This window comes from Neobacillus drentensis (assembly GCF_036965645.1).
Lineage (GTDB): Bacteria > Bacillota > Bacilli > Bacillales > Cytobacillaceae > Neobacillus > Neobacillus drentensis_D.
The window spans coordinates 33349-33985 of sequence record NZ_JBALPZ010000032.1 but is presented as its reverse complement, the minus strand read 5'-3'; the positions used below and the strand labels follow the sequence as shown (position 1 = coordinate 33985).

2 protein-coding genes are annotated in these 637 nt (G+C 38.0%); one reads left to right on the top strand and one right to left on the bottom strand.

Translation table 11 applies throughout. From position 1 onward, the window contains the following. The coding region (gene mce / locus V7266_RS05835; RefSeq protein WP_335466587.1) for a methylmalonyl-CoA epimerase at positions 1-362 on the bottom strand (362 nt) is incomplete at its 3' end. A gap of 95 nt (positions 363-457) precedes the next feature. Here mce and prli42 point away from each other — a divergent pair. Then, the gene (gene prli42 / locus V7266_RS05830) at positions 458-625 is read left to right on the top strand and encodes a stressosome-associated protein Prli42 (protein WP_335466585.1); all 168 of its coding nucleotides are present in this window, start codon (positions 458-460) and stop codon (positions 623-625) included. Positions 626-637 lie beyond the last annotated feature (12 nt).

The following is a 637-nucleotide window of genomic DNA, read 5'->3' as shown; positions in this document are numbered from 1 at the left end:
GATTTTGGGTGCATGAAAGCGATTTGTGCCCCTCCTGCCCCTAGTCTGGGCTGGTCATCAATCATTCGAATCCCCTGATCCTTCATTTCGGCTATCCTATCTTCAATTGATGTCACCCCAAGGGCCACATGGTGAATTCCTTCACCGCGTTTAGCAATAAATCCTGCGATTGGACTTTCCTCTGATGTAGGTTCTAGAAGTTCTATTTTGGTCTCTCCTGCTTTCAGAAAAGCCACTTTAACCATTTGGCTGTCAACCTCTTCAATTCCCAATAAAGAAAGCTTTAACACATCCGTATAAAATGGCAGCGTACTTTCAAGTGACTTTACAGCTATTCCAATATGGTCGATTTTTTTAATCATGTTTTTCCCCTCTGTTCCAAAATTAAAATAAATCAGACAATTACCATATTCGTTAAATAATTCATAAATCCTTCCTATTTTGCTTAGTAGTTCCGTTGTTCATTTGGGCTTTTCCTAGTAAAATAAGATTAAAGCATATAGAAGTAGAGGGAGGTACTGAAAAATTGTCTAAAAAGAAAACCAGAAAAATTATTGTCTATCTCATGCTTTTTGCCATGTTGGCCTCAACCCTACTATTAGGTATTGCCAGTTATTTATCATAAGAAAAGCGGAAG